General features: G+C 68.1%; 19 protein-coding genes. 11 read left to right on the top strand and 8 right to left on the bottom strand.

Annotation, left to right across the window (positions count from 1 at the left end; genetic code table 11):
- Positions 1 to 82 precede the first annotated feature (82 nt).
- The 5 genes from ACN269_RS08640 to ACN269_RS08620 all read left to right on the top strand — a co-directional run bounded on the left by ACN269_RS08640 (position 83) and on the right by ACN269_RS08620 (position 10786).
- The gene (locus tag ACN269_RS08640) at positions 83 to 1027 is read left to right on the top strand and encodes a hypothetical protein (protein WP_421471942.1); all 945 of its coding nucleotides are present in this window, start codon (positions 83 to 85) and stop codon (positions 1025 to 1027) included.
- A 185-nt stretch (positions 1028 to 1212) separates the two neighbouring features.
- Positions 1213 to 2055, top strand: coding sequence for a hypothetical protein (locus ACN269_RS08635; protein WP_421471941.1), 843 nt, complete (start codon positions 1213 to 1215; stop codon positions 2053 to 2055).
- Positions 2056 to 2334: 279 nt separating this feature from the next.
- A complete protein-coding gene (locus ACN269_RS08630; RefSeq protein WP_421471940.1) occupies positions 2335 to 3399 on the top strand; it encodes a cellulose binding domain-containing protein in 1065 nt (354 codons plus the stop codon).
- Between the two features lie 763 nt (positions 3400 to 4162).
- Complete coding sequence (locus ACN269_RS08625) at positions 4163 to 9589, top strand: hypothetical protein (protein WP_421471939.1); 5427 nt, start codon at positions 4163 to 4165, stop codon at positions 9587 to 9589.
- Between the two features lie 3 nt (positions 9590 to 9592).
- Positions 9593 to 10786 (top strand): hypothetical protein, encoded by a 1194-nt coding sequence (locus ACN269_RS08620; RefSeq protein ID WP_421471938.1) that lies wholly within the window; start codon positions 9593 to 9595, stop codon positions 10784 to 10786.
- 82 nt (positions 10787 to 10868) lie between these two features.
- Here the strand turns inward: ACN269_RS08620 and ACN269_RS08615 are convergent, their stop codons facing one another.
- The 7 genes from ACN269_RS08615 to ACN269_RS08585 form a co-directional block, all read right to left on the bottom strand.
- Positions 10869 to 11468 carry a MauE/DoxX family redox-associated membrane protein gene (locus ACN269_RS08615; protein WP_421471937.1) on the bottom strand — a complete coding sequence of 200 codons (600 nt, stop codon included), beginning with the start codon at positions 11466 to 11468 and terminating at the stop codon, positions 10869 to 10871.
- Positions 11452 to 12003, bottom strand: a complete 552-nt coding sequence (locus ACN269_RS08610; protein ID WP_421471936.1) for a S26 family signal peptidase — start codon at positions 12001 to 12003, stop codon at positions 11452 to 11454. Before ACN269_RS08610 ends, ACN269_RS08615 begins: the two co-directional genes overlap by 17 nt.
- Positions 12000 to 13838 carry an ABC transporter ATP-binding protein gene (locus ACN269_RS08605; RefSeq protein WP_421471935.1) on the bottom strand — a complete coding sequence of 613 codons (1839 nt, stop codon included), beginning with the start codon at positions 13836 to 13838 and terminating at the stop codon, positions 12000 to 12002. The genes ACN269_RS08610 and ACN269_RS08605 overlap by 4 nt, the downstream gene beginning before the upstream one ends.
- Positions 13835 to 14359 (bottom strand): TlpA family protein disulfide reductase, encoded by a 525-nt coding sequence (locus ACN269_RS08600; protein WP_421471934.1) that lies wholly within the window; start codon positions 14357 to 14359, stop codon positions 13835 to 13837. The genes ACN269_RS08605 and ACN269_RS08600 overlap by 4 nt, the downstream gene beginning before the upstream one ends.
- An 86-nt stretch (positions 14360 to 14445) precedes the next feature.
- Positions 14446 to 14625, bottom strand: a complete 180-nt coding sequence (locus tag ACN269_RS08595; protein WP_421471933.1) for a hypothetical protein — start codon at positions 14623 to 14625, stop codon at positions 14446 to 14448.
- A 193-nt stretch (positions 14626 to 14818) separates the two neighbouring features.
- The gene (locus ACN269_RS08590) at positions 14819 to 15874 is read right to left on the bottom strand and encodes a hypothetical protein (protein WP_421471932.1); all 1056 of its coding nucleotides are present in this window, start codon (positions 15872 to 15874) and stop codon (positions 14819 to 14821) included.
- A 31-nt stretch (positions 15875 to 15905) separates the two neighbouring features.
- On the bottom strand, positions 15906 to 16226 hold the full coding sequence (locus tag ACN269_RS08585; protein ID WP_421476230.1) for a PadR family transcriptional regulator: 321 nt from the start codon (positions 16224 to 16226) through the stop codon (positions 15906 to 15908).
- Between the two features lie 569 nt (positions 16227 to 16795).
- Between ACN269_RS08585 and ACN269_RS08580 the strand changes: the two genes are divergently transcribed.
- Positions 16796 to 18097 (top strand): RICIN domain-containing protein, encoded by a 1302-nt coding sequence (locus ACN269_RS08580; RefSeq protein ID WP_421471931.1) that lies wholly within the window; start codon positions 16796 to 16798, stop codon positions 18095 to 18097.
- Positions 18098 to 18285: 188 nt separating this feature from the next.
- Here the strand turns inward: ACN269_RS08580 and ACN269_RS08575 are convergent, their stop codons facing one another.
- Positions 18286 to 19422, bottom strand: coding sequence for a substrate-binding domain-containing protein (locus ACN269_RS08575; RefSeq protein WP_421471930.1), 1137 nt, complete (start codon positions 19420 to 19422; stop codon positions 18286 to 18288).
- A 157-nt stretch (positions 19423 to 19579) separates the two neighbouring features.
- On the opposite strand from ACN269_RS08575, the gene ACN269_RS08570 reads away from it, so the two are divergent.
- The 5 genes from ACN269_RS08570 to ACN269_RS08550 all read left to right on the top strand — a co-directional run bounded on the left by ACN269_RS08570 (position 19580) and on the right by ACN269_RS08550 (position 25381).
- Entirely contained in the window at positions 19580 to 19756 is a 177-nt protein-coding gene (locus ACN269_RS08570; protein WP_421471929.1) for a hypothetical protein, read from the top strand.
- A gap of 412 nt (positions 19757 to 20168) precedes the next feature.
- On the top strand, positions 20169 to 22154 hold the full coding sequence (locus ACN269_RS08565) for a DUF2264 domain-containing protein (RefSeq protein WP_421471928.1): 1986 nt from the start codon (positions 20169 to 20171) through the stop codon (positions 22152 to 22154).
- A 46-nt stretch (positions 22155 to 22200) separates the two neighbouring features.
- Positions 22201 to 23505, top strand: a complete 1305-nt coding sequence (locus ACN269_RS08560; protein WP_421471927.1) for an ABC transporter substrate-binding protein — start codon at positions 22201 to 22203, stop codon at positions 23503 to 23505.
- Between the two features lie 116 nt (positions 23506 to 23621).
- Complete coding sequence (locus ACN269_RS08555; protein WP_421471926.1) at positions 23622 to 24485, top strand: carbohydrate ABC transporter permease; 864 nt, start codon at positions 23622 to 23624, stop codon at positions 24483 to 24485.
- Positions 24485 to 25381, top strand: coding sequence for a carbohydrate ABC transporter permease (locus ACN269_RS08550; protein ID WP_421471925.1), 897 nt, complete (start codon positions 24485 to 24487; stop codon positions 25379 to 25381). Before ACN269_RS08555 ends, ACN269_RS08550 begins: the two co-directional genes overlap by 1 nt.
- Positions 25382 to 25384: the final 3 nt, after the last annotated feature.

The raw sequence follows: 25384 nt of genomic DNA, 5'->3' as shown, positions 1-25384 counted from the left end.
GTGTGTCGGCGATGGTGTCAGCGGTCGTCGGGTCCAACTCGTCTATGTTCGCCCGACCGGCGGAACCAACCGCTATCCCGAGATGGATCCGAAGATTCAGGATTGGGCGACGAAGATCGACGCGGCATTTCTGGAGGCCGCACAGCGCGGCGGTGGTGTGCGGCACGTCATTTTCGTCCACTCTGTTGCCTGCAACCCGATCGTCGCCTATGTCGAGGTGCCGGCCAGCGAGATCAACAACCCCGAGAAGGTGGCCGCCGCGATGAAGGCTCGCGGCTACAACCGGACTGACCGGATCTACGTCACGTTCTACCAGGGCACCCACGAGTGCGGGTTGGGCTGGAACGACGCTGGTGACAGCGACAGCCCGAGCTCGGGCAATCCCGCCAACTCGGGGCCCGGTTGGGCGATGATCGACGAGGGCTGCTGGGCCTGGAACACCGCCGGGCACGAACTGCTGCACGCGATGGGCGCGGTCCAGGCGAGCGCACCGCACGCCACCACGTTCGGGCACTGCTGGGACGACCAGGACATCCTCTGCTACGACGACGGCGGTCTGCCGTCGGGAGGCCTGAAGAACGAGTGCCCGACCCCGTTCGGCGACATCATCGACTGCAACAATGACGACTACTTCAACTACGCCCCAGCGGCCGGCACCTACCTGGCCAACCACTGGAACGTCGCCAACAGTTACTACCTCACCGGCTTCGGGCCGGGCGCCCCCACCTACACGGGGACCAAGACGGTCGCCACCGCCCGGGCCGGCGCCAATGCCTACGTGACGAAGTACCAGCTCCCGGACGGCCGGTGGACCCTGAAGGCCAAAGTGGTCACCAACACGAGCAGTCCGTTCTACTCCGCCGTCCTCGCCGTACGCACACCCTCCGGGGTGCGCTACGTCCCGCCCTCGGGGGTTCCCCGGGGAACGGCGGAATACGTGACGGTAGAGGCGAACACCTCGATCGAGGTCAAGCTGTGCGAGGGCAACGCCGCAGCCAAGGGCGGCTGCACCGCGGCCTGGTGGTGACAGTACCGCCGCCTCGGCGGCCGCAGTCGGGATCAGTCGGCTGGGCATAGGCCAGGTGGCGACGACACCAGAGAGCACGCCGAGGGCCCGGGTCGACAACGATCCGGGCCACCGGCGTGTGCCGCCCGCTCCCGCCGCACGCCAGCGTGCCGGCAGTTCGGGATCCGTCTGTATACCCTGTGCGGATGCCTTCAGCGAAGCAGCTTCTGCTGCTGCTCGGGGCCGCGCTGGTCGCCGTCGTGGGCGCGTTGTTCGGTTCCCCCTGGGCGACCGGGGCCGGCGGTGTCGTCGTGCTGGGCGCCCTCGCCGTTGACCCCGCGGTGACCGGTCCCGCCGTGCCCCGGTCGACACGTCTGCTGCTGCAGGGTGGCCTGCTCCTGCTCACCCTCGCGGGCGTCGTGGAGATGTGGGGATGGGCGGCGTCGTCATTCGGCGACGCCCCACCGAGCGCGAGCGAGCTGATCGCGCTGGTGACCGACCCGGCACGGCAGCGGACGCAGTTCCTGCGACAACTGGCCGTCGCAGCCTGCCTGATCCTGGCCTGCGCCTGCCTCGGCGTCGCTGTCGGGCGGTTGCCGCGGGATCAGCTGCGCCAGCTCGGCCGGGCCGCGCCGGCCGTGTGCGTGCTCACGCTGGTCACCCTGGTATTCGTCGCCCTCCTCCCGTCGGGACTGACGGCCCTGCTCGGCTCGTTCACCAATGTGGCCGTGGCGGTGATGCTCGTGCTCGGGGGGTATGCCTGGGTCGTGAGCCGCGCGGTCCGGCGTCATGGCACCGCCCCGATCGCCGCGATGGGTGCCACGCTGCTGGCCACGGCGGCCTGGATCGCGGTGGACGAAGCCCGGTGGAGCCGGCCGGAGCCGCGCGACAGCGACGTCTTCTACCAGACGGGCGTCAGTGTGTCCGTGGCCGTCGACACGGGGCTCGACGTCGAAACCGCCGTCGCCGTCGCGACGGTGCTGCTCGGAGCAGCACTGACCGTGCTGGCCTGCGCGCGGCTCAGCACGATCCACAGCGAGACGCGCTGAGCTGACACCCTTCAGCGTGTTCTGCCTGATCCCCGTCCCGTTGGGCGGGAATCGCTGCTGTGCGGGGGCAGGGCGCTCGTCGGGGCGGTGATCGCGAAGACTGCCATGTCGGTTTCGATGGATGAGACGTCGTGGTTACCAACGATGATCGTGTTGTTGACGTTGTCCTGCCGGCGGCAGCACTGCCGTGCGCGCCTTGACAGGAAGGCGGAACGGCAGGACAGTCGACATATTCATTGATGATTGGCTATTTATGCGAGGTGGGCCATGCGGAGGTCGATGACTGCTGTGGCCGCCATCGTTGTTGCCGTGGTCGCGATGATGACCGCGATCTCACACGCCAGTGCGGCGGACGCGTCGGCCGGCTGTCGGGTGAACTACGTGGTCACCAGCGAGTGGACCGATGGCTTCCACGCCGACATCGCCATCACCAACTTGGGCGACCCAGTCAACGGGTGGACGCTGCGGTTCACGTTCCCCGCAGCCGACCAGCGGCTCACGCAGACCTGGAGCGCCACCTGGGCCCAGGCGGGTCAGCAGGTCAGCGCGACCAATCTGGGCTGGAACGCGACCCTGGGCACCAATGGCTCCGCGAACATCGGTTTCATCGGTGCCTGGTCGGGCAGCAATCCGCTGCCGGCGTCGTTCGTGCTCAACGGCGTCGCGTGTACCGGCGGCGTCCTGCCCAGCGTGACGCCGACCCCGACGCCCACACCGCCGGTCGCTGACTACCCGGCGATCGTCACCTGGCTCAGCCCGTCCGTCGGCGCGGTGTACACCACGCCGGGCCCCGTCCCGCTGGCCGCGACCGCGACCGTGGGAGGCGGACACAGCATCACCTCGGTGTCGTTTCGGGTGGACGGCGTCACGGTGGCCCGGGGGGTGAGGACGACCGGTGATCGGTTCGAGGCGCTGTGGACACCACCGATCGGGGAGCCCGGCACCAGCACCACCTTCGTGTTGTACGTCTCGGCCAGCACCGACCAGTCGCTCTCCGGCGCAGCGCCGCCATTGCTGGTCACGGTGGTGACGCCGGCGTCCACCGGCAGCAACCACCCGCCGGCGGTGGCGCTGAGCACCCCCGGCGGGCAGACCTACTTCCTCGAACCGACGACTGTCACGCTGGTCGCCGACGTCGCTGACCCCGATCCCGGGGACCTCGTCGGCCGGGTGGAGCTTTACCTCGGCGCAACCCGGCTGGCCGTGACGCCTACCAACAGCGGACAGCGCTACCAGTTCCAGGCGGCCCTGTCGGCCGGCACGTCATCCACCTTCACCGTGCGGGTCCACGATTCCCACGGCGGCCTCGGCATCTCGAACCCGCTGACCTTCACCATCCGTTAGCGACTCGGCCCTCCGTCAAGGGATGACCGAGGTCCTTCCACTGGCCGTCGACACGTTTGCGAGTCGGCCCCTGATCGCGGCACGTCGGCCGTGCACCTCGTCAAGACGGTGCTCGGCGGACGTGGCGGCGGCAACGCCAGCCTGGCCCAGGGCGGGCAGTTAGACGGACCTGCGCACCAGGTCGTGGACCTGGTGCGGGAACTGCTGTGCTCAGCCAACTGGCCGGCATGTCTCCGCAGCACGAGTCGCCTCGTCCATGGAGCACCACCACGCCGCCGGGTAGCCCGCCGGTTCACCACGCACAACCTCATGGTGTGCCGCTCCTCGGAGCGGCGCACGCGAGGAACCACGAAACTCAGCGGTGGCTGTTCCATGCCCACGGATAAAACCACCCCGTCACCGCAGCTCAGAACGGATCTCCTGCTGAAGTACTAGGACCAGGCGGCCGAATGACTCATCGGCGGAAGGGCCGCGGACAATGGGGTTCCACCCTTCGGACGCTAGCGTGATCCCACGGCCTCGGATAGCGTCCAACGCCTCAGTCCTCACTGCCTCACGGTCGTGAATCCCGAGTGGTGTCTGAAGGAAACGCAACATGCCGCGCTTGAAAATGGCCATCACCGATTTGAATGACCACGATCTCCGTGCGCTTCTCGCGGCCAGCCCGTCCCTCGCTCAGGCCGTCGCACCACTGGTACGGGTCACGGCTGCGGAACTAATGCGGGGACGGCCCCGTGCATTGCGGTCCTTCCGATCGGAGGCAATGCGTGCCGACACCACGCGCCTGCGAGCGTGGCTTGTGCCCCTTCTGCGGGATGTCGAGGGCCGCTTCCCGAACGGTCTGCAAGAGGGTCGATTGATTTCTTCCGACGAAGGCGTGGATGCCTTGGTCGGTCACCTCCGCCAGCATGAACCATACGCGGTCGCCGTGATCTTCCTCGCCGCTGTGGCTGACGGCAGCGTGCCGGGCGGGGAGTTCCTCGATGATCGCTGGGACGAGATCGTGGCGCGCTTGACGGGCGAGGTCGTTTCCGTGCCGCATTCCAGCCTGTCCGATCCGAGCGCTCCGGATCTGGGTCCGCCTGATACCGCCTCGCCCGATCCCGTCAAGTTGCTCGACGACCTCGTGGCGGCGGTGGCCGAGATCCGGGCCGAGGGTGCCGAGGTGGCGCGAGCTCTGCGGGAGGAAGCGGACACTATTGACTCGGTTAGGCCGACAGCGGACTCGCTTGCCGACCTCACGGGCTGGTTTCAGCGCGCGGATGAGGTCATCAGGTCCATCGGTGCTCTGCTCGGGAAGGAACCGGAATCGCTGGCCGAGGCGGCAGTTGCGCTTGCGGAACGGCAGGAGGCGCTCCATGAGGCCGATGAGCGCGTCCGGCGAGCCGAGGAGGAGCGCCGCAAGCAGGACGAGGGACGACGCGTCGTTACGGAGGCTGCGGCCAAGCTGCGCGAACTCGGCCTGCACGGCCAAGCCGACGAGATTCTGGCAAAGCTCGAGGCCGAGAAGCCTCCGGTATCCCATACCCCTGGCCGGGACGACGGGCCGAACGAAGCGCCGGCCGACGTCCTACCGGAGGAAGTCGATGGGATTGCGCCGGATCGGCCGATGGATCCGGCATCCATCGAGGAGCCTTTCGCTCCAGAGCAGGCCCAGCAGGTAGGCCCCGAACAGACCGATGTCGAAGCTGTCGTTGAGGTTCCTGAGTCCGCCGAAGCCGTGGTCGAGTCCCCCGACCACCCAGTCGGGCTCGACGGCATGGGGGTCGATGTGTTGGCGTCGCCCTGGGACGAGGGTGAACCACCGCCAATCGTGAATCTGTTGCTCAAGGAGGAGTACGGGCTGGCCTGGCTGCTCACACGGGCAGCGGGCGAATCGAGGGTGCGCCGCCAGGCCCTGCATTTCTTCGCGGCCGCGATGAGCTGTGACCCGGCCGATTTGGCGGCGAAGCAGGCTGGTTTCGCCCCGGACGAGGAGGACGTCAACACCGCAAGCGTGGATGAGGCCCGAGTGCTGCTCGCGGCGTGCCTGCGCTTCGGGCTGACCACCGGTTACTCCCCGCTGGGGCTGCAGCAGTTGGTGGACAGAGCCAGCATGGAGTCCGAGCCGTCCCACGAGCTTGTGGTTACCGCGGTCCAGACGGTCCATCGTGGACAGGTGCGGCTCGCTGGCGACGACACCAGCTTTCCGCAGATGCTGGAGCAGTGGTCGGGTCTGGCCACCGCGGCAGAGCAGCTGCGGCAGTCGTTGTTACTCCGCAACATCAAGATGCACCGAGCCACCCGGATCCTGCACGACTTGGTGAAGGACGGCAACGAGCTGGGCACTGCCCTTACTCAGGTCGCGCAGCTCGCCGACGCCGGCCCGCCGACGAGTGGCAGCCCGAACGAGCGGATCAAGCAACTCCAACGGCTCGCCGCCCAGCTGCACGATCGGTCGAAGGTGCGCGGCCTGATCGACAAAGCTGATGCCCGTGTCAGTACCAAATCGCAGCTCCGCAACGAGATCGTGGCGAACGCCAGGACCCGGCTAGAGGCGTCGATCGACGAGATCCGCGATTTCATCGAGCAGGCAATGGGCCTGTACGCGGAAATCCGGCAGCCCGACCGCACGATGGATTTCCTGCAGATTGACGCGCTGCGCCGGGCCTCGAGGCAGTATCGGCAACCTGCGGCGATTCGCACGGTCGGCTCGGCGGCACTGCATCAGCTCGCCCTCTGGATCGCCTCGGAACCCGCCCCGGTCGGTGTGCACACGGTCGAATCCCTCGAACAGCACGCCGCGCGGTTCGTGTATGAAGTGGACCGGGACGAGAACGGCCGCCCCGCCGAGCAGATGACGTTGCAGCAGCTGCGGGGGGTGCTCGCCGGAAGAACCCTTGCCGAGGCGTTGCGTGGCCATCTCGGGCGGGGGAACGTAGCTCTGGCCCTACGACTGCTCGACGAAGCCAGCGGGACCGAGCAGAACGATCTGCGGCAGGCCTGCCAGCAGGCCCGGCGGGACCTGAGGCAGCGGCACAGCAAGGCCGTGGCCTCGGTGGAGTCGGCGATCGCGAAACTGCGGTCGGTGGGACGGGACGAGACCGCGCACCGACTCGAGGAGGACCTCGAAGGGCTCCGCGCAACATTCGTCGACCGTTTCGATCTGACGATGGGGCGTCTCGACGAGGTGCTCCAGGAGGCCCGGTCGAAGCTCACGGAGTACCGGGAGGAACTGCGCGAGCGCATCGGTGACGTCTCCCGGTCGCCGATCGACGCGACCCGCATCACGAACTTGCTGGACAACGGCGATGAGGTCACCGCCGAGGAATTCCTCACCCTGCTGGCTGCGGGTCAGCAGCTGCCGCAGGATGACGCCGAGCCGATCGACGACGACTTCAAGGCGTTCTTTCCCCGGGTCGTCGAGGTGGCCACGAAGGCGGCCGCGGATGTCGGCGATTCCACGGACGACGTCATCGCACAGCTTCAGCGCAAGCTGGGCGCCGGTGACCCGATGTCGGAGATCATCCGCGACGGTATCGCGTCGTGGCGTGCGCTACGCCAGCTCAAGATCGCTAATACTCAGGCTCCACACCTTCGCCGCCTGATCGGCGACGTGCTCCGTATGCTGGGCCTGGTGCCAGCCGAGGGCAGCTACCTCAACACCCTCTCCGACGCGCCGCGCACCCGGTCGGCGCTCTTTCAGGTACGTGCGAAGCTGTCCGGCCGCTCGTACGTGCCTCAGTTCGGCACGCAGGCCAACGGCCGTTACAACGTCGCGATCATGTGGGAGCGGGCGACACCCGGTCGTCTGCTGGGTCTGATCCCGGACCGGCTCCGCACCGGTCCCAACATCATCTTGTACTTCGGCATCCTACCTGCCCAGCAGCGGCTTCAGCTGCGGAACTTGAGCAGCCCGGGCCGCGACACCAGCGGTACCGTCCTGCTGGTCGACGAGGCGGTGGTTGGTTGGCTGGCCTCTCGGGAGGAGCCAGACTTCCGACTCACCCAACGGATCACGCTCCCATTCAGCTCGATCAACCCTTACACGCCCTTCGCCGGCGGTGACGTACCTGACGAGGTCTTCGTCGGACGTGACCGCGAAAGGGCAGAGGTGGAATCGCCCACCGGCTCGATGTTCGTCTACGGTGGCCGGCAGTTGGGCAAGTCGGCGCTGCTGCGCCGGGTAGAGAAACTCTTCACGGAAACCACCGGCCATGCGTCCACCGGCCGCCGAGTGGCCCTCTACCTCGACCTCAAGTCAGAAGGTATCGGCGAGTCACACGAGCCCAAGGAGCTCTGGGCCCTGCTCAACCGTCACCTCAAAGCGCTGGAGGTGCTGCCGTCCGGGATGGCTGCCAACGCCGGCCCGCAGGTCGTTGCCGATGGCATCAAACGTTGGCTGGACAAGCACGAGGCTAACCGGCTGCTCTTGCTGCTGGACGAGGCCGACTTGTTCCTGACCGCCGACTTCGCTCCGAAGGACTCCGACTCCGGGGCCCGCTTCCAGACGCTCCAGCGGTTGAAGAACCTGATGGAGTCCTCCGGCCGCCGATTCAAGCCGGTCTTTGCCGGTCTGCACCAGGTACAACGGTTTCACGACTCGGCCAATACGCCGGTGGCGCACGGCGGCACCGACATCCTCATCGGGCCGCTGCGCGCGGCCGAGGTGCGCAAACTGGTCGCGGAGCCGCTGCGGGCAATCGGGTACGAGTTCGAGCGTAACGAGCTCGTGTGGCGGGTCGCCGCCTTCACCAACTACCAGGCCAGCCTGGTGCAGATCTTCTGTGAGGCTCTGGTCAACCACCTGCGCGAACGCCCGCTGTCGTCGTCCGGCAGCCGAGTAACCATCACCAGCGAAGACATCGACGCGGTGTACACCAACCGAGACGTCCGCAACCTGATCGAGCAGCGCTTCCGTTGGACCATCAACCTGGACAACCGGTACCGGGTCATCGCCATCGTGGTCGCGCTGCTGAGCAACGAGTCGCCGGCCGCCGCCCGGTTCAGCCCAGAAGACCTGCGCGAGTACTGCGAGACGTACTGGCCGGAGGCGTTCTCCAGCGACGTGCTCACTCGGAAGGAATTCATCCGCTATCTCGACGAGATGGTCGGGCTGGGGGTGCTGCGCCGCAGCGGCGAGTCGTACAGCATGCGCTCACCGAATGTTGCCCCCATGCTGGGTACGCAAAGCGCACTCGACCAGGAGCTGCGCGAGGCATCTACGCATTTCGAGCTCCCCTACGAGTACAACCCCACGATGAGCCGCGCGGCGATGACCAACCTCGCCCGCGGGTCCGGTCCGCGGCGCTCTCCGCTTACCGACGCGGACATCGCGGACCTGATCGGTGAGCGCAACCACGACAGCGGAAGCACCTCGCGCGTCTTGCGTACGGGCACCCGGTACTCGACCGCTCTGGTGATCGGTTCGCCCGCGCTGGGTATCGACCGCGTGGTGGAGGCCCTCACGGTGAGTGCCGCATCGCGGGACCAGCTCAACTTCGAGAGGGTGACACTCGCAGACGTGCCGCGGCACCTCACCGGTAGCAGCCGAGCACGGCACCGGTTCCTCCTCGTGGAGTGTCCACCGGGACGGCGTCAACAGTTCGAGACAGAGTACGCGCGGGCGCTCAGGGCGGTCGCCGCGCTACGCACCGTCCGCGCCATCATGGTCGTGAACTCGGCCGACTACACCCTTCCGGCGGAGTATCCCGAGGCCTCGGGTGATCTGCTGCGACTGAACTTGCGTCGCTGGTCGGCCGAGGGCTTGCGAGCCTGGCATGACTTCCCTTTCGACAACCCGCAGGAGCGGCGCCGACTGCACGAGCTGACGTCCGGCTGGCCGACCCTCGTTGAGGACGCCGTCTTCCTGGTCTCGAAGGGGCGATCAACCGAGGACGTACTGGACAGCCTCACTGTCCCCTTCAGTGCTGCCCAGCGAGCTGCGACGTTTTTGTCCGATGCCGGCCTCACCGAGCACCTCGACGAGGCAATGCTGTGGGCCCAGTACTGCGCCACCATCGACCCCGTCACCCACCGGATTGCCGTGGAGCCGGTGACCCACGGCGACCTGGAGGCCATCTGGAATAAGGACGCCGACGACGTGCTCAACCGCATGCTCGACCTGGACATCGCCGAGCAGGACGCCGAAGGCAAGGGCTGGCTGCTGGACCCCATCGTGGCAGCCGCGCTGCTCAGCCGGGCCACGTAACCGATGGACGATGACATCTGGCGACTGCCCGGACCGTCGCGCATGGTCGCCGAAACCGTGCGGGAAGTGACCCGCGGCCGCCACACCGCAGTGGTCCTTCCAGCGGTCCTCGGCGATGACAGGGACTTCGTGTCCGGACTGACCAGTTCCCTGACCACCGCGCTGTGGGCGGCCAACGAGTATCCGCGACGGGTTACCACAGATGAGGAGGACGCCGATCCGTTGGCCTGGCTGGCCCAGGCCCTGGACGTCGACGAGAGCCCGCTCAGCACGTCTCGGTTGCTCGACCATGACGAGGCCGCGGGTAAGACGGCCGTCTTCGACTGCACCCCGTTGCACCCTAAGCTCCGCCACGACGTTGCCGACACCGTCACCCGTCTGGTGACCGAGTCCAGGCCCCGTCCTGCAGAGCACCGGCCCCGCCTACTCCTCGTCTGTACCCGCGACGCCCTACCGCGTCTCGGTGCCGACCACACCGACGTGACGTTCGAGGCTCTCTGGTGGTGGGGACGCCTGACGAGGTGGGACGTCGCGGCGCAGATACAGCAGACGATCGAGGCACGGTCCGAGCCCGGCGTCCTACGAGACGTACGCCTGGAGACACTGATCGAGGTCTGCCGGTGGGACATACGTCTGGCCACCGCCCTTGCTGGCGGATGGGACGGGGACCCCGACGTGCTGCCAGCACTGATCGATGACGTCGCTGCGCCGGCAGCCGCGAAGTGCCCGCCCGTTCGGCTAGCGCGCAATTCCGGGCGAAGACCCACCGGCGACCTGGTCGACTACTGGGACATCGGCGCCGTAGACCTCTGGCACGACGAGTGCGTGCCGGCCGTCCGGTCAGCCACCGACCGGGCGAAGGCGATGCGACACGCCATCTGGGCTGCCCAGGCCCGAGTCTTGCTGCCCTGGATCGAGACGCGCCGCCAAGCGGTCGCTGCAGACCTGCTCCGGGCACGCGGGAAGACGGCGGTGCACTCCGTGATCGGCGACGCGTCCGACGTACTTGAAGTGGGTCCGCTCTTCATAGCGGTGAAGGCGCTGTCCGGTCGGAACCGGCCCGGACTGCGCGATGCGGTGTACCTGCTGTGGCAGGCGCGGAACAAGCTCGCCCACCTGCAAGCCCTGACGACCAACGAGCAGCGTGATCTTGTGACCGCGTTCGCGGGCATCAACCTGGAACCCGGCAAGGGATGAGTCTGCGGCGACCACGTCGCCTGGTCGATCGCGCCCGATCGGCCGACAATGTCCCCGTCACATGCCGATATGCTGCCCGCCGCTACACACCGTCAGCCCGGGTGACCGACCGGACGGTCACTGCCGCGTGCACGCGGTGGTGAGTCGCCGACCTGGGAACGATGCCGATCAGAGAGACGATGTCGTCGAGAGTCGCTGTCACAACGGCGAGGACGGCAGCGAGCCCGCTGACGAGAATCAGCCCGGCGGAGAGCCGACCCGCACCGGGGGCACCGGCGGCCCACCCGATCAGGCCCCCTCCTGCGGCCAGGAGCAGGACCGCGTTCCGGGCGATGTGCCGAGGCGCGACCGGACTACTGCTGTCGCCGAAGCACCCACAGGCGGTGGCGGTCCTTCTCCGCAACGCCACGACCAGGGCTGCGGTGAACGAGGTCACCAGCACGACGGACAACGTGAGGCCGACCGGGGCGGTCGCGGGAAGCGCCAGCGTGAGCGCTGATGATGCCTCCGCGACGACGACCAGTGCCGACACGGGCGTCGCCGCGCCGCGCAGGGGAGGCGCCAGCGATATCACCGACTGTCGGAACGCGCGGAACGCCGCGGGGCGATGCACCTTTCCCGCGACCGAGAAAACGAACACCAGGCCGAGGAAGATCCGGCCGAAGTCAAACAGGGAATTCACCGATGTCCACTCCTTCGACGGGGTCCCACCGGGCGGTGACACGCTCTGGGGTGGCGGCGCCGGGCCGGCCCGGCGCACCGCAGGCCGTGCCGACTTCTGTGGTCGGGCGCCGGCTGGCCATTCGGCGTACGACGGTGCCCAGGATGGCGCGGGTCGGAATGAGTCCGAGATGCCGGGAGTCCAGGCTCTGCGCGAGGTTGTCACCGAGCACCAGCACGTACCCGTCCGGCACGTGTTCCCCGGGCATCCCGGGAAAGAGTGGGTCGCCGGTGACGGCGACGACGCGTTTGACGAGCCAGGGACTGGTCGACGAACCAGGCAGACCCGGTGGGCGCGGATTGCGCAGCACCACGACCTGCCCCGTTGACAGGGGGTCGCTGCCGGCACGGCGCCGGGTGAGCAACCGGTCGCCGTCACGATAGGTGGGCAGCATGCTTGGTCCGCGCACCTCGGTGACGATGAGCCGACGACGGATCCATTCGACCGCGCCGAGCAGAAGCACCAGCGGAGGTACGACCATGAGGTACTCGCTCATGTGGCCACCTCGATCCGTCCTCGCTGGTAGCCCGACGACTGGATGGCGAACAGGCGCGCGTAACAGCCGCCCAGATCGATCAGATCGTCGTGGGTACCCCACTCGACGATCCGTCCCTCGTCCAGCACGGCGAGCATGTCCGCGTCCCGGAGAGCACCCAGCCGGTGCGAGATGAGCAGGCTCGTCCTGCCGGCACGGTGTTGCTTCAGCCGGCGGTGGATGTCGTACTCGGCTTCCGGATCGAGGCTGGCGCTGGGCTCGTCCATGATCAGCAGGTCGCGGTCGCCACGCAACACCACGCGGGCCAGCGCCACCCGTTGCCACTGGCCGCCGGAGAGCGGGGCACCGTCGGCGGGCTCGTCGCCGTCCACGTCGAAGAAGCTGCGGGTCAGCAGGGTGTCGTACCCCCGGGGAAGCGCAGCCAGCGTCTCGTCGACACCAGCGCCTTGCGCGGCCTGCCGAATCGCTCGCCGGTCCGCGAGCCGGGCCGGATCGCCGAGCCCGATGTTCTCCGCGGCGGACAGGTCGTAGGCCATGTAGTCCTGGAACAGCGCGCCGATCCGCTCCCGCAGCTGCGTCGGATCCATGTCGCGCAGGTCCACCCCGTCCCAGCGGATGCTTCCGCGCTGTGGGTCGTAGAAGCGGCAGAGCAACTTCACCAGCGTGCTCTTGCCCGACCCGTTCCGACCCACGAGGCCGAGGGACTGTCCGTACGGTATGGACAGGTCGACCCCGCGCAGCACCCACGGTGAGTCCGAGCCGTACCGGAACCACACGTCCCGCAGCTCGATCCCCTTGTTCAACGTCGGGACGGGGGTGGGGCGGGCGCGGACGACAAGGTCGGGCGGCGTTCGTTCGACGTCCTGGAAGTGCTGGAACAGCAGCAGGTGCTGGTGGGTCGAAGCCACCTGGTTGACCAGCGAGGCGGTGCCGGCCTGCACGCCCGCGACGGCCGCGAGGAAGATCGCGATGTCGCCGACCCCGATGGTTCCGCCGTGCACGGTGGAGACCGCCCAGATGATCCCACCGCCGTTGATGACGGCGTAGAGCAGTCCCAGGGCCGCCTGCACCCGAAGGGCCCGGCGGTCGAGCCGGCGGCGTTCGACGTCGGCCCGTCGGCGCTCGGTCAGCATCCGGTGGCGCAGGAAGCCGCCCAGGCCGAACAGCCGCAGCTCCTTGGCCGCGTCGAGGTTGGCCATCAGATCGGCGTAGAAGAACTCGCGCCGCTCGGTCGGCCCAACTCGCCACAGCATGGCGGCCGTTCGCTTGGCCAGGGTGAGTTCGGCCAGGAGCGCGGGGATCGCGCCGGCGAGAACGACCAGGGCCATCCACGGGCTGATGGTGATCAACGTGCCGAGGAAGCCGCCGATCGTCACGACGATGCCGAGCAGTGCGATGGCGCCCTGGACGACCGCTGGCGGTGTGGTCGCGCTGGATTGGCTGGCGAGGCGTAGCCGATCCACGAACGTGGGATCTTCGAACCGGGCAAGACCGGGCAGGCGGTTGAGCGCCGAGTACAGCCGGTCGCTCGCGGCCAGGCCGGTCGCACGGCTCAACTCGGCACGCAGGTAGTTGGTGGCCTCTGGCAGGACACCCAGGACGAGCCCGAGCAGGCAGAGGCCGACGCCGAACGTGGTCAGTCCCGCCGCTCCGGTCACGATCCGGTCGAGCAACGTCTTCAGCAGCCAGGCGGAGCAGACGGGAACGACGGACGCGACGAGCGTGACCAGGCCCAGTAGGGCCAGCGGTCCGGGAGCCGCCCGCCACGCCATCGTGAGGGCTGCCCGGACTCCGCCGGGCATCCGCCACCGGCAGATCGAGGATCCACAAGTCATGCTGGCGCCACCGCCTCGCTCGCCCGCAACTTGGTGACGACCGATTCGACAGCGGTAACGACGCCGTCCTGCACGCGCATCAGCGTCGGGGTAGCCACCACCTGGAGTGCGGCGCTGACCGGTCCGCCGAGCGGCTCGAGGACCACGTGGCAGGACTCTTCCAGCCGGGCCACCAACTCGGCGTGATCCCCGCCGCCGGTCAGCACCACGGCCACCGGGTTGTCGAGCTGGCGGGCGTACGCCACGAAGTCCGGCAGCTGGCGGTGGCACGGCTCGCAGCCGGGGGCGAAGACACCGATCGTGGCGCGTGCGGACAGCGAGTCGGCGCTGAGTGGGACGCCGCGGGTGGAGGTGGCCGAGAACGAGCCGATCCGGCTCCCCAGCGGCGTAGAGATGCGCGGCTCGAGGCCGGCCAGCCTCGTCTCGTGGTCGCGCAGCCGCCGGATCAGGGCGAGCGCGAGGGTGAGGTTGAGCAGGCCGATGACTGCCGTGACGAGCACAGCGGCGGCGGTGAGGGACATGACGGCTCCAGTCGTTGGTTGGTCAGGGGTGGCCAGAGCGGGGGGCGGGTGGCCCGGTCTGCCGACCGGGCCACCCGCCGGGCGACTCAAGCGCAGACCCACCTACTGGGGCAGTTGTCGTAGTTGGCCAGGCACTGCACCTTGCAGCCGGAGGTCCCGACGCGGCAGGGACCGGCCCAGCCGGAGAAGATGCAGGCGGCGTCGGCCTGCATGCGGGGGGCGAGGCGGCTCAGCAGCGCGTCGCCGATCCAGGTGATGGCTCTCATGACTCTCCTCGAAGCCGGCGGTCCGTGACGGACCGGGGATGGAGGCTTCACCATCGACGTCCCGCATTGGACAAACCTTGCGAGAAACTTGAGCGCCCACCCCAACGGCGGCCTCCGTCTTCGGCAGCGCAGGCATGATCGACGCCGGTGCGAGCCGGTGTGGTCTGCGCGCCCGGTGGTTACGGCTGGTGCGTCAAGGGTGTGCGAGCGTCTGGTCGGCCGGCAGCCGGTGGGACAGCGCGGCAACGCCCAGCGCGAGACAGCCGCAGAGGAACGCCAGTGACATGGCGGGCTGGCCCAGCCATTCCCACAGTGGATGCCAGCGAGGGTGCGGCTCGCTCAGGTGGTGCGAGAGCATCAGCGAGGTACTCAGCAGGATCGGTGCCCACCACATCACCATCGCGAAGCCGAACAGAAATTTCGCCGATCCCTGGGCCAGCGGACCGCGCACCTCCAGACGTCGACTGGCCCAACCGAACAGGCACCAGCCACTGAGCGCGCCCAGAACGAAGGCCACGACGCCGACGGGGTAGGCGCTCCACGGGGTGGATCGGGTCAGGGCCAGGCTCATTTTCGGTGTCGTGCTGTCGTCGTTGATGGACACTTCGAGAATGTCGTCACCACGCTGCGCGTAGACGGTGATGTTGGACGGTATCGTCGCGGGGTCGCAGCGCGGGTCGTCGGGAACGCAGTCGTACGCGTTGGAGTAGACGGCTTCGGTGTCGTCCCACCCGGAGGCCCGCAGCCTCTGTAGTAGCTCGGCGAGGACTCGCGGTCGGCTGTCGGCCGGTAGTTGCTCGAAGGACGCGCCGAGGCCGGCCAGTGAGTATTCGCCGCCGTCGCCCAACAGTAGGTCCGAAGCGGAGCTCCAGCTCAGCGGACTGCCGTAGATGATGAACACCGACGGCGGGTCATCCCTGTCGATGTGGCTCACCGGCTTGTCCGGATACAACTGGTTGACCGCGACGGCAAGCTCGTCGTGGTCGAGCGGACGGGAGCCGAGCCAGGTCAGCCAGGTGCCGAAGGACGCGGTGAACAGACCGCAGGCCAACGTGAAGACCGTCGCCCAGAGGACCACCGTACGGCTCGCGGGTCGGCCGAGGCGGGCGCGCAGACCATGACGTACGAGATTGGCGGCCACCCGCGTACCTCGGTGGGTGACTGCGGTGTCGCGTACGGTCTCGAGGATTTCGGCGCCGCGCTTGCGGCGGTAGTCGCGCGGGTAGGACAGCAGTAACCAGCGGTACACGGGGTCTCCCAGGACGCGGCGAAAGTCGGGATCAGGCGGGGTTGGGCCGTAGGCGGCGCAGCCGGGATTCGGCGGCGGACGCCAGTTGGCGCAGCCGTTCCGTCTGCATCGCGAGTTCGGCACGGCCGTCGGCGCGCAGCCGGTAGTACCGGCGCAGCCGGCCGTCGACGACGTGCTCGTGGCTGAGCTCGACCATGCCCTGCGCGGCCAGTCGGTCCAGGGCAGCGTAGAGAGTTCCCGGCAGCAGGGTGACGCGACCGTCCGACAGGACGGTGACCTCTTGGATGATCCCGTAACCATGGCGCGGCTCGTCGGCCAACGCGGTCAGGATCAGGAAGGTGGCCTCGCGCATCTCAGTCACCGGGGCAACATATATTGCTGATCAATCTATCGTCAACGCTCGCCGTCCAGGACGGCACCTGCCCGCGACCAGCTGGCCGCGCTGCTGCCCATCCCGCCAGCGGCCTCGTGGAGGCAGCACGGCGGGAGCGGTGTGCGGGTGTGGTCGAACCCACGTGCAGCCGAAATCCTGACCGGCGGTCGCACCGGAGATCCATGTTCGAATGCGAACGGTCCTGACCGTGTCGGTTCGAATGCTGGCTGCCCCGATGTCGTTTCCGATACCGATGTAACCCCAACGGCATCAGTCTGGGTTCGAACGCAGGAGGGCTAGATCAAGTGATGGAACATGTCACGACACGGGAGACGCCGTCTGGCGGCCGTCTTCCAGGAGCATCGCGCAGTGTCCGGCCGTTTCGCCGGCTGCTTGTCGCCGTGGTGGCCGCGTTGACGGCGTTTGTCGGTGTTGTCGCGGTGCGGCCCGGGCCGGCTGTTGCCGCTACCAGTGGGTTCCGGGGGATGAACTGGGCGGTGCTGGGGGACAACTTCAGTACTGGTCCTTTGGTCGTGCAGGGTTTGAGTATGTCCGACAGCAACGCGACCGTGCGGGCCAAGGCCAACGCGCTGTATGACGACATGGCGTCCAGTCTGGGTGTCAACACGGTGCGGTTGCCGATCAACACGCACACGGTGGGGACGGCGTGGTGGGAGGCGTACCGCGGGGCCATCGACGCCGCCACCGCCCGCGGGTTCAAGGTGATCCTGGCCTACTGGGAGGACGGCGCCGCCTCCGGCGGCAGGATCACGAACCTGCCGGCGTGGAACGCCATGTGGTCCACGGTGACCAACACGTACGGCGCGAACCCGAACGTCTTCTTCGAGCCGATGAACGAGCCGCACGGCTACAGCTCGGCCGAGTGGCGTACCGTCGCGGCGAACTGGCTCAGCTCCCACTCCTCGGCCCCACCCTCGCGGGTGCTCATCGGTGGTACCGGCTTCAGTCAGGACCTGCGTGACATCTGCACCGACAGCCGCTTCAACGCCACCCTGCTGTCGTTTCACTACTACGCCTTCTTCTACGGCGCGATGACCTACGACGCGTTCCGCGGCCACATCCAGGCACGCCTGGGCACCTGCGCCTCCCGGGCCGTGGCCACCGAGTTCGGCGCGCCCATGAACGACGGCCGTAACTACGCCGATGCGAACAGCACCGACAACTTCGTGCGCTACATCCGCGCCATGGCCCAGGTCATGCGCGACAACCAGATGGGCGGCACCTACTGGCCCGCCCTCGGCGGCAAACCCGGCACCATCGGCTACGACTGGTACTCCATGTACGCGCTCAGCGGCAGCGGCACCGACCTCACCCTCACCCTGCGCAACACCTCCGGCGCGGACCGGCTCCGCTACGCCTGGGGCGACACCATCGGCGGCGGCGACCCCACCACACCACCCCCGACGACGGGAACCTTCTACCGCATCGACGTACGACACAGCGGCAAGGCGATGGACGTCCAGTCACCGAACACGAGCAACGGCGCCCGCGTCGGCCAGTACACCTACAACGGCAACGCCTGGCAGCAGTGGCAGTTCCAGGACGCCGGCAGCGGCTACTGGCGGATCATCAGCCGCCACAGCGCCAAGTGCCTGGACGTGACGAGCGCCTCCACCGCCGACGGCGCCGAACTCATCCAATACACCTGCGGCAACGGCACCAACCAGCAGTTCCAAATGGTCACCAACGGCGGCTACTTCCAACTCCGCGCCCGACACAGCGGCAAGTGCGTCGACGTACCCGCCGCATCCACCGCCGACGGCGTGGTCCTCAAGCAATACACCTGCAACAACGGCGCCAACCAACAGTGGTCCCGCACGCCCGTCTGACGACCGGCAGCACGGTTCCGCCGTATGGCGCATACCCCTGGTACCGAGCGCCACGCTCGCTACCAGGGGGTGCGCCATACCGCCTCGGCGGTGCCGGGCAGCCCGGCCGGCTGAAAAGCTGATCCGGGCCGCGCTGTGGAGCAGGCGCGATCAGGGTCGGCGGCCCCGCCGGGGGAGCCCTCGGCTCCTCACGCCGACGGCGGTGCGGTCGACTCGCGTACGCGCAGGGACGGGCTGATCACGATCCGGTGCGCAGGGCGCTCGGGGTCGGTGAGCCGGTCGGCGACGAGTCGCACGGCGGCGCGGCCAATGGACCGCCGGGGCGGACGGATCGCGGTCAGCGGTGGGCTGAACAGCTCGGCAACCTCGTCGTCGTACGCCACGATGGACAGGTCGCCGGGTACGGTCAGGTGCCGCTCCTCGCAGTGCTGCACCAACGCGATCGCCTCGGGGTCCGCATGCACCAGCAGCGCGGTGGTGCCGGTCGCCTCGCACTGGCGTAGGACGGCGTCGAGCGCGGTGTCGCGCTCCGGTGCGCGGGCATCAGGCACCGCGGCCGCGACCGTGGCGTTCGGATCAAGTCCGCATTCCGCCGTGGCGTCCAGCCAGCCGCGCCTCACGTGCCGGCTGGTGGGGCTGTTGGCGGCCACCACGAGACCGACCTTGCGGTGCCCGAGGGAGGTGAGGTGCCGTACCGCCATGGCCGCGCCGAGGGCGTGGTCGGTGACCACCGATTCCATCACAGCGTGATGGCTGCCCACGGTGGCCGTGCGTTCCAGAAGCACAATGGGGAAGCCGAGTTGATCAAGCCACTCGATCGTCCGTCCCGAGGTGGGCGCGTCCATCCGTGGGGCGATGATCAGGCCGTCGACGGCCATCCGTTCCACGAGCCGGGCGAGCTGAGGTCTGTCGTCCTCCGTGTCGTACGAGGAGCCGCGCAGCACCACGCGCATGTCAAGCTCGCGCGCGGCCTCCTCGGCACCGCGGGCCACATCCGGCCAGTAGTAGTCCATCGACGGCACGAGCATGCCGAGGGTGCGCCCGCCGAGCGAATCGACACCGGCATCGGATGCCTCGTCGATGCTCGCAGGGTCGTCCGGCGTGATCAGCGCAACCCCGCCGTGAACCCGGCTGACCAGGCCTTCAGCGGCGAGCTGCGCGATGTCTCGGCGGATGGTGACCGGTGCGGCGCCGAGTGCCTGGGACAGGTCGGAGATGCGCATCGCCCCGTCGCGTTGCAACGCCTCGAGCAGTTGCTGGCGACGTGCGACCTGCAGCGGCCCTCGAGCCTCCGCCGTACCGGCGGCGGAATTGTCCTTGGTCATGGGGCACCTCCGAGGAACGCTTCGTGCGGCGGAAGCTCCTGCACGGTGAGGATGAGCTCGCCGCGTGGGCCGAACGGCGGTGACGTCGATCGCGAGCCGGTGTAGCCGCGCTCCCCGTACGTCGAAGAGCATAGGGTCCTCGATCGAGCGCACCCTCGTGGCGCAACGGGTCGACGCCGGCCGCCAGCTGAGCCCGACCAAGCCGGCATCGTCGAGCGCGGTGATCTCGGCGCGATGCCCGGGTGGAGCGATGGCCGGACGGACCAGCGCGGCCCGCCGGGTCTGGTCGTCGACGCGTCGCAGCGCGACGACGACGGTGGCCCGGGTGAGCTGACATCCGGCCAGGTCAAGGCGACTGGGCCGGTAGAGCGGTCAGCAGCGGCCATGACTCCTCGCAGACAGAGCGGATCTGAGCGATCCTGACCGTATCAGATCGTTTTTCGGTGTTGGGTGAGCGGCCTCCACGAGATCCACGATGTTCCAGACGACATGACCAGTACAAACGCTTGCCACGCACGGATCTCGCCCCGGCCAGTGTGTGGCGTCAACCTGTGCGCCTTTGATCCGGTCTGCTCGACCAAGTTCAATGTGAGCATTGACTTGCTCTGTTGTGAGCGTTTTACTTCGGAAACCTCGCCGTTGCCCGCGCGTCACATGCGCTGGCGACGCACCGCTCCGACGCGCGCTTGTGGAGGCGGACCGATGCGACAGGACCGCGGATGATGGTTGGCGGAACCGGTGAAGCGGTGTCCGAGACCGACCCGGCTGCCCGTGCTGGCAAGCCCTGGAGCCGGGATGACTGGTTGGCGCTGGCTGACCGAATGCTCGCTGCCGTCCGGCCGTTCGCGTCGCCCGGCCACGCTCTGATCACCGTTCCTGGCCGGCCGGGGGGCTACGGACGGGCCGTCGACGGCCTGGAAGGGTTCGCCCGAACGTTTCTGCTGGCTGGCTTTCGTATCGCCGGTGCGGACGGCGTGGGTGTCGACGAGCTGGCCGACCGGTACGCGGCGGGAATCGCGGCCGGTACCGACCCGAGAGGTACGGACCGCTGGGTGCGGCTGGATGAGCACCCCCAGGCGAAGGTGGAGGCGGCCTCCCTCGCGCTCGTCCTCGACCTGACCCGACCGTGGATCTGGGACCGACTCTCATCCGAGGTGCGGGAGCGGGTGGTGGACTACCTGACCCCGGCGGTCGGCGACACCACCTACCCGCAGATCAACTGGGTCTGGTTCAGGCTGGTCGTGCAGACCTTCCTCCGCTCGGTGGGCGGGCCGTACTCGATGGACGAGATGGCGGAGGACCTGGCCACCCATGACGGTTTTGCCCGTGCGGACGGCTGGATGTCCGATGGGCCCGAGCGCGCCTACGACCATTACGTAGGCTGGGCGCTGCACTTCTATCCGACGCTGTGGGCCCGGATGGCCGGTGCGGAGGATCTGGCGGCGGGACGCCGCGACCGGGATCTGGCCGGCCTCGACCGGTATCTGCGCGACGCGGTCGCCCTCGTGGGCTCGGACGGGGCACCGCTGGTGCAGGGCCGAAGCCTGATCTACCGGTTTGCGGCTGCGGCGCCGTTCTGGGTCGGCGCGATCGCAGAGGTGCCGTCGGTCAGTCTTGGCCAGCTGCGCCGCGCGGCCACCGGCATCGTGCGCCACTTCGCCGACCACGGGGCATTCGATGATCGCGGTCTGCTCACCATGGGCTGGCACGGGCCGTGGCCGCGGCTGGCCCAGGCCTACTCTGGGCCCGGCTCGCCGTACTGGGCCAGTAAGGGGTTGCTCGGTATTGCCCTGCCTGCCGACCACCCCGTGTGGATGGTGCCGGAGGAGCCGCTGCCTGTCGAGGAGCGGGACGCCGTCCGGGCCGTTCGGGCGCCGGGTTGGCTGGTCTCGGCCACCCGCGCCGACGGCATCGTCCGGGTGATCAACCACGGCACCGACCACACGGTTGAGGGAAGTTCCGTCGGCGATTCACCGCTCTACGCCCGTCTCGGCTACTCCACCGCGACCAGTCCGGTGCTCGACGAGGACGGCTGGGTCAACCCCCTCGACCAGTCAGTCGCCCTCGTCGACAGAGGGGGCAGTGCCACCCATCGTGCCGGTATGCGCCTGCTGATGGTGCACGTCGACGGCGATGGCGTGGGTGTGGCTGGTTCGCGCGCCCTCGCCCACTGGGTAGATCCGGCCCCGAACCACCGCGACCACGGCGGTGGCCGTGCCGGCAAGGTCCGCCCGGCCGGGAGGCTGACCGTGTACTCGCTGGTCCACGGTCCCTGGGAACTGCGACTGGTCCGTGTCGACGGCCTCTTCGACGTCGTTGACGCCGCCGAGCTGCGCCTGCGGATCGGTGGCTGGGCCGTTGCCGGTGATCCGACGGCCGCCGTCGGCGGCGGTGCGGTCAGCGTGACCAGCGCGGCTTTGACGAGTCGACTCGAAGACGTGAGCGGCGGTGGCACCGTCGGTGCCAGACCTGTTCCCGACGGCGGGCCGTTGGCCGGCGGGCAGGTGATGGTGCCCTGGGTGGAGTACCCGGTTCAGCCCGGCGCGTGGGTCGTCGTCCTCACCGAGCTGTGCAGAGACCCGGCGGTCAGGGTCGGACCGGGCTGCCGGGTCGTGCTGGACGAGCACGCCGGCAGTCTTCATGTCGCAGCCGTCTGGCCGGACGGGACGAGCACCGTGACCCGACTGGACCTTGAACGGGCCGATATCGCAGGCAGTCCAGCGAAGAGATAGCAGTCCGGGCGGCCTACTCGCGGCCCCTGACCTGAAGGAGTAAGGGATGAAGCGCGCAATACTGGCTTGCGTCAGCGTCGCGACGGCGCTGACACTCGTCCTCGCTGGCTGCGGCGGCGAGGACGAGCCGACCGACCCCAATGGCCCGGTGACGATCACCTTGGCGGGTTGGAGTCTGGCGTCGACTCCGGAGTTCAAGACGCTCGCCGACGGCTTCAAGGCGACCCACCCGAACGTGACGGTGGAGCTCAAGGAGTACGCCGCAGGCAACGACTACGACACCCAGATGATCGCGGACCTGGCCGCCGGCACCGCCCCGGACGTCTACGTCATGAAGAACCTCAAGAACTTCTACACGTACCAGAGTGGTGGTCAGCTGCTCGACGTCTCCGACGCTGCCGCCGGTCTCGGCTCGAGCCCGGCGCTCGCCTCCTACCAGGTCGACGGCAAGGCGTACGCGGTGCCGTACCGGCAGGACTCCTGGCTGCTGTTCTACAACAAGGACCTGTTCGCGAAAGCCAAGGTGACGCCGCCGGACGGCAGCTGGACCTGGGACGACTACGTCGACGCGACGAAGCGACTGCACACCGGGCTGAAGGGGGCCGGCTCGAACGCGACCGGCGCCTACCAGCACACCTTCCAGTCGACCGTGCAGGGATTCGCGCTCGCCCAGACCCCCAACGCGGACCTGCTCTCGGGGGACTTCGGCTACCTCAAGCCGTACTACCAGCGGTCGCTGGACCTACAGGCGGCCGGGGCGCAGCCGACCTTCGGCACCGCGAAGACCAACAAGCTCACCTACCAGGCGCAGTTCGGCAAGCAGCAGTCGGCGATGCTGCTGATGGGCACCTGGTACATAGCCACGCTGCTCAACCAACGACAGAGCGGCGAGGCCGACACGTTCCAGTGGGGGCTCGCGCCCGCGCCGCAGTTCGACAAGTCCACCACCGGCACCTCCGCCACACCGGTCACGTTCGGCGACCCGACCGGGCTCGGCATCAACCCGAAGATCAAGAAGTCGAAGGTCGCTGCGGCCAAGGCTTTCCTCCAGTATGCGGCCGGCCCGGACGCCGGCAAGGCGCTGGCTGGTATCGGCAACACCCCGGCCCAGGTCACCGACGCGGTCACCGCGACGCTGTTCGGGCTGGACGGCGTACCGCAGGACGACCTGTCGAAGTTCGCCTACGCCACGCACACCATCAAGCCGGAGAACCCGGTGTCGAAGCACACCGCCGGTCTGCAGAACCTCCTCAACGAGACGCACTCGGCGATCCTCTCCGACAACAAGGGCATCGACGCGGAGCTGAGCAAGGCGCAGTCCCGCGCCAAGAACGAAGTCCTCAACCAGTGAGCTGATGGCGGGACCGGCGCGCCTGAGCCGCACGCCGGTCCCGCCACCACGCCGAACGCTCCCGGAGACTCCCTATGGCAACATTGCCGCGCACGAGACCCAGGAACCGGCGGCTGGTGTCGCGCAACACGGTCGCCGGCTGGTCGTTCATCCTGCCCAACTTCGCGGGCTTCGCCGTGCTCACCCTGCTACCCGTCGGTGTGCTGTTCTACATGGCCTTCACCAACTGGAACGTCTTCGGGGTGGCCGAGTGGACCGGCACCGCCAACTTCCGTCGAATGTGGGGCGACGCGAGCTTCTGGACCGCACTGCGCAACACCGTCTACTACACCGTCTTCCACATCCCGCTGACCCTCGCGGCGTCACTCGGGCTGGCGCTGCTGCTCAACCGCAAGCTGCGCGGCGTGCGGTTCTTCCGCACTGTCGCCTTCTTCCCCTACATCACCTCGATCGTGGCGATCGCGATCGTCTGGAACCAGCTGTTCAGCCCCGAGTACGGACCGATCAACGCTCTCCTCGGTGCCCTCGGGGTGGACGACGCGCCGGGCTGGACCACGTCGTCGACCTGGTCGATGCCGGCGGTCATCATCGTCGGCACCTGGCGGTACATGGGCTACTACATGCTGCTGTTCCTAGCCGGTCTGCAGACCATCCCGGCCCAGCTCTACGAGGCGGCCGAGACCGACGGCGCCACACCGTGGCAGCGGTTCGTGCACGTGACCCTCCCCGGGCTGCGACACACGACCTTCTTCGTCATCGTGCTGCTCACCATCGAAAGCTTCAAGGTCTTCGACCTCATCCTCGTGATGACCGGCGGCGGACCTGGCCAGTCGACACTGGTGCTCTCGCAGTACATCTACCAGAAGGGCTTCGAGGAGAACCAGTTCGGCTACGCCTCGGCGGTCTCCATCGTCCTGTTCGCCATCTGCTTCAGCATCACGGTCATCCAGTTCATGGTCAACAAGCGGAGGAACAGCTGATGACCGCGACCGATCTTTCCCTGCCCACCCCGGCCGTCGCCGCGCCCGACAACCGCAACGCGCCCGGCCGACCGGTCCGGTCCCAGGGCTGGCGGCTCCTCGGGTACGCCGCTCTGGTGGTCGCGGCGGCCGGGCTGCTACTGCCGTTCTACTGGATGGTGGTGGCGTCGTTGAAGACCAACAGCGACGTCTTCACGATTCCGATCACCTGGCTCCCCGATCCCGTGGTGTGGCGAAACTACCTCGACATCTGGCAGCGCTCCGATATGACGACGTGGTTGGGCAACACGCTGCTGCTGTCGGTGATCGTCACCCTCCTCCAGGTGGTGACCGGCAGCTTCGCCGCCTACGGCTTCGCCCGGGTCCGCTTTCCCGGCCGCAACGCGCTCTTCCTGATGTACGTCGGGACCATCGCGGTGCCCTGGCAGTCGTACATGATTCCGCAGTTCATCCTCATGTCGAAGCTGCAACTGTCGAACACTCTCTGGTCGATCGTCGCGATACAGGCGTTCGGCGCGTTCGGCGTCTTCTTGATGAAGCAGTTCTACGAGACGATCCCCGAGGAGCTGAGCGAGTCCGCGCGCGTGGACGGGCTCACCGAGTTCGGGATCTACCGACGGATCATGCTGCCGCTGTCCCGCCCCGCCCTGGCCAGTCTGGCCCTGCTGACCTTCGTGACCACCTGGAACGACTACCTCGGACCACTGATCTACCTGCGCAGCCCGGACATACGCACGATCCAGCTGGGACTGAACACGTTCATCTCCCAGTACAACGCCGAGTACGCGCTCATCATGACGGGCTCCGTGCTGTCCGTGCTGCCGGTGGCGGTCATCTTCCTGGTCGGGCAGCGGTACTTCATCGAAGGCATCGCCACCACCGGACTGAAGGGCTGACCG

This window comes from Micromonospora sp. WMMD736 (genome assembly GCF_049179015.1).
Lineage (GTDB): Bacteria > Actinomycetota > Actinomycetes > Mycobacteriales > Micromonosporaceae > Micromonospora.
The sequence above is the reverse complement of the archived record's forward strand: the minus strand, read 5'-3'. Positions and strand labels throughout refer to the sequence as shown.

Coding starts and splice junctions, on each gene's coding strand:
- ACN269_RS08605 (WP_421471935.1), bottom strand. CDS start 13,838: ATGACTTGTGGATCCTCGATCTGCCGGTGGCGGATGCCCGGCGGAGTC.
- ACN269_RS08585 (WP_421476230.1), bottom strand. CDS start 16,226: ATGCGCGAGGCCACCTTCCTGATCCTGACCGCGTTGGCCGACGAGCCG.
- ACN269_RS08640 (WP_421471942.1), top strand. CDS start 83: ATGGATCCGAAGATTCAGGATTGGGCGACGAAGATCGACGCGGCATTT.
- ACN269_RS08610 (WP_421471936.1), bottom strand. CDS start 12,003: ATGAGCGAGTACCTCATGGTCGTACCTCCGCTGGTGCTTCTGCTCGGC.
- ACN269_RS08635 (WP_421471941.1), top strand. CDS start 1,213: ATGCCTTCAGCGAAGCAGCTTCTGCTGCTGCTCGGGGCCGCGCTGGTC.
- ACN269_RS08575 (WP_421471930.1), bottom strand. CDS start 19,422: ATGACCAAGGACAATTCCGCCGCCGGTACGGCGGAGGCTCGAGGGCCG.
- ACN269_RS08580 (WP_421471931.1), top strand. CDS start 16,796: ATGTCCGACAGCAACGCGACCGTGCGGGCCAAGGCCAACGCGCTGTAT.
- ACN269_RS08595 (WP_421471933.1), bottom strand. CDS start 14,625: ATGAGAGCCATCACCTGGATCGGCGACGCGCTGCTGAGCCGCCTCGCC.
- ACN269_RS08625 (WP_421471939.1), top strand. CDS start 4,163: ATGCGTGCCGACACCACGCGCCTGCGAGCGTGGCTTGTGCCCCTTCTG.
- ACN269_RS08620 (WP_421471938.1), top strand. CDS start 9,593: ATGGACGATGACATCTGGCGACTGCCCGGACCGTCGCGCATGGTCGCC.
- ACN269_RS08600 (WP_421471934.1), bottom strand. CDS start 14,359: ATGTCCCTCACCGCCGCCGCTGTGCTCGTCACGGCAGTCATCGGCCTG.
- ACN269_RS08550 (WP_421471925.1), top strand. CDS start 24,485: ATGACCGCGACCGATCTTTCCCTGCCCACCCCGGCCGTCGCCGCGCCC.
- ACN269_RS08630 (WP_421471940.1), top strand. CDS start 2,335: ATGACTGCTGTGGCCGCCATCGTTGTTGCCGTGGTCGCGATGATGACC.
- ACN269_RS08560 (WP_421471927.1), top strand. CDS start 22,201: ATGAAGCGCGCAATACTGGCTTGCGTCAGCGTCGCGACGGCGCTGACA.